At 40.0% G+C, this 3,482-nt stretch carries 2 protein-coding genes and 1 pseudogene; 2 read left to right on the forward strand and 1 reads right to left on the reverse strand.

The genetic code is table 11. The features are described from left to right. Window positions 1–341 precede the first annotated feature (341 nt). Window positions 342–899: a LemA family protein gene (locus FC65_RS09610; protein WP_010497418.1), complete on the forward strand. Its 558-nt coding sequence runs from the start codon at window positions 342–344 to the stop codon at window positions 897–899. Window positions 900–914: 15 nt separating this feature from the next. Further along, window positions 915–1,940 (forward strand): M48 family metalloprotease, encoded by a 1,026-nt coding sequence (locus FC65_RS09615; protein ID WP_010497420.1) that lies wholly within the window; start codon window positions 915–917, stop codon window positions 1,938–1,940. 158 nt (window positions 1,941–2,098) lie between these two features. Here the strand turns inward: FC65_RS09615 and adhP are convergent. Next, window positions 2,099–3,064, reverse strand: a pseudogene (gene adhP / locus FC65_RS09620) (alcohol dehydrogenase AdhP). Window positions 3,065–3,482: the final 418 nt, after the last annotated feature.

The following is a 3,482-nucleotide window of genomic DNA, read 5'->3' on the forward strand; positions in this document are numbered from 1 at the left end:
TCAGCGAAAGTTCTAGCCAATTAAAGCAAATTGGCTAAAGGTCAGCGAGAGTTCTCTCCAACTAGCAACCAAACAAAAATTTGCAACATATCTTGGCAGTTCGTTGATTTCGACAGAAAGTTTAACATAATGCCTTGTTAAGGTGAACTTTACGATATTAGAACCCCCGTTTGTGCTAATAAGTCCAAAAGAAAAAACACTTTTCCCAGAAATAAAAAAGTAATAAGAATGGCTGAAAAGAAGTTGTTCACAATTAAAGTTCATGTTGATGGCTTTTAGACTGACATTTTTGTTATAATCTCAGTTAGAGCATAGTAAAGTACATGAAAGGATGAGTTTAAATGGTTTGGATCATTATTATTGTGATCGTAGCAATTATTGCGATCTACTTATGGTCAAGTTATAATAAATTACAACGAGCTACTAACAGTATCAATACTGCAGAAAAGCAGATCGATATTCAATTGAAATATCGGGCTGATCTGATCCCCAATGTTGTGGAAACAGTTAAAGGCTATGCCACGCATGAACAAGAAACATTTACTAAGTTGACGGAGATGCGTAGTAAAGTCGCTGATTCCAGCTTGGATGTTAATGAGCGCTCAAAGGCCGATCAGCAGATGTCGCATACTTTGGGTAATTTGTTTGCTGTAGCTGAAAATTATCCTGACCTTAAGGCAAGTACCAACTTCTTGAACTTGCAAGAACAGCTGACAACGATTGAAAATAAAGTCGCTGCAGCTCGACAGATGTATAACAAACACATTTTGTTTTATAACAATGCTGTGACTACTTTCCCATCTAATTTAGTGGCTAAGATGTTCAATTTTAGCACAAAGCCAAACTTGGAAGTTATTACTGATGAGGCCCAGCGGGAAGCTCCACAAGTTAAATTTTAAGGCGGCGACTGAGTTATGACCATTGAGGAACAAATTGCGAAAAATAAACGCAATTCAACTTTCGTCATGATCGGTTTTAGTTCTTTGGTGACTGTGATCGGCCTTTTTATCGGCTATCTCGCAGGGTGGATGACCTCCGATGATGCTGGGGGAATCTGGACGATCACCTTGATCGTTGCGGGAGCTTTTTTGGTTGCGGCACTAGGTTATTCCTTATATATTTACTACAATACGACCAGTGTCTTTATGGGTTCAGTCAATGGCAGAAAGTTGGAACCGGAAAACGCCTCGTTAGCAGAAAAACAGCTGCTTAATGTGATCGATGAATTACAGATCACAGCTGAGATCCCGTTGCCTGAGGTTTATTTGGTCGAGGACCAAGAAGCAAATGCGTTTGCGACAGGACGCGATCCAGAGCACGCAGCCATTGGTGTTAACACTGGCTTGCTAGAAATGATGAATCGTGAAGAACTAAAAAGTGTCTTGGCCCATGAAATGTCGCATATCAAGAATTATGACATTCGTTCAGGTTCGATCACTGTTGCTTTGACAAGCTTTATTGCTGGAGCAGGATATTTTTTGGTTGAACTTGGTGAAGACACTTTGTGGTTTGGTGATAGCGGCCGCAGCAATCGCAAAAAAGATGATGACAAAAGTAGTGCAATGATCGGTTTAGTAATGCTGATCGGCGGGTGGCTGATTCAATTGATCGGTGTCCCGATCGCCACACTGATGCAATTGGCCTTATCTCGGCAACGTGAGAGTCTGGCCGATATTTCCGGGGTAGATATGACCCAGGATCCGCAAGGATTGATCGATGCTTTAACCAAATTAAAGGGAGATCAAGTGCCAAGTGAGTATGCTACCAGCAAGGCGGCTACTTTATGTTTCCGAACTCCTTTGTCTAAAAAAGATCTGCAAGAAATGAAGGACAATGATTTGGAAGAGCCAAAGAAGCGTAAGTTTAATTTGACAAATTTACTCGATACCCATCCGCCGTTGGATGACCGGATCGAGCAGCTGAAAAAACTGATTGAATAAGTATTAAGCGCAGCGTTTTAAACCAACTAGATCTATTGGTTTAAACGCTGTTTTTTTATTAAGTTGGATCTAAAAAAACAGCAGGAATTTTTGCAGTTAATGGCTGTTTCACTGCAAAAGTTTCTGCTGCTTAGATTATATTAAAGGAAAAGCTGAATTTAAGTGAAATCAACGACCATCCGTCCGACGATCTCATTGTTCTTCATTTCATCGATAATGTCATTGACTTCTGACAGTTTACGCGTATGCACGATCGGCTTTACTTTTCGCTCGGCTCCGAATTGGAAAGCCTCTGCCAAGTCTTGGCGAGTCCCGACTAACGAGCCGGCAACATTGATCCCGTCTAAAACGGTTTTAGAAATGTTAAGTTGCATATCACCTTGAGGCAAGGCAATCGCTACTAATGTCCCGCCAGCGCGCAGAGCATTCACGGCATCTGTGAAGGAGTCTTTGCTAACAGCTGTGATGACGGCACTATTCACACCACCGACTTTATCTTGTAAAAGCTGTGAAGCATCTTCTTTTTGAGAGTTGATCGTCAAATCAACGCCTAATTCTTTAACAGCAGCTAATTTTTCATCGTTGATATCGACAGCTGCGACATGAGCCCCAAAAACGTTGTGGGCGTATTGATTCGACCCATTGCCCCGGTTTTAGGTTGCCAGTTTTAAGTCCTTTATAAACTGTTACGCCCGCACAGGTCAAAGAAGTAGCTTCGATCGGATCAAGGTCATCATGTACTTTCACTGCATAATCGTCAGGGACAATACATTCTTCTGCCATGGCACCATCAACGTTAAAACCAGAGTTCAAAACATTCCGACATAGAGTTTCTCGGCCAGTTGTGCAATATTCGCAGTGGCCACAGCCAGAATAGAACCAGGCGATCGAAACACGGTCTCCCACTTTCAGGTTAGTTACATCTCCAGCTGTCTTGATGACTTTCCCGACTCCCTCATGTCCGATGATCCGTCCAGGAACCTTACCAAAATCTCCAGCGGCAACATGCAGGTCTGTGTGACATAGACCACAATACTCCATTTTTACAAGAGCTTCACCTTCATGTAAAGAACGTAAAGTGACGTCTTTAAATCACAGTTATCACGAACAACGGCTGCTTTCATTGTATATCCTTCTTTCTTTAAAAACGGTTTTAACACTTTAGATGATAGATAAAAAGCAGTTGATAGTCAAGTCAAAAAAGTAACAAATATTACCTAATTTGCCATAATGTTGTGTTTTTATCTTTATAATAGGCATTTTTAATTAAATAAATTTATCACAATATTTGCTTTAAATTAAAATAGCTGGTCAAAATCTAGATGAATAAGATGAGACATTTTTATGGGGAATAAATTGGAATGTTGTTTTAAGATGATTGTTTTGCAACAGTATCATGAAAACACGGTTGATTTATTTGGTAAACATTTGAAGGTATAAAGCGTATTTGTTGCTCTAAAAATTTGAATTTCAGAGATATTTGACTGATGTTTTTGTCCGTTTTATAAAATTGAGTGAGAGTATAAAATAGTTTGTGTAAAT

The organism is Ligilactobacillus acidipiscis DSM 15836 (genome assembly GCF_001435755.1).
GTDB classification, from domain to species: Bacteria; Bacillota; Bacilli; order Lactobacillales; family Lactobacillaceae; genus Ligilactobacillus; species Ligilactobacillus acidipiscis.

What these genes read in the sequence shown, in the direction of transcription:
- FC65_RS09610 (WP_010497418.1), top strand. Translation starts at nt 342, where the DNA reads ATGGTTTGGATCATTATTATTGTGATCGTAGCAATTATTGCGATCTAC.
- FC65_RS09615 (WP_010497420.1), top strand. Translation starts at nt 915, where the DNA reads ATGACCATTGAGGAACAAATTGCGAAAAATAAACGCAATTCAACTTTC.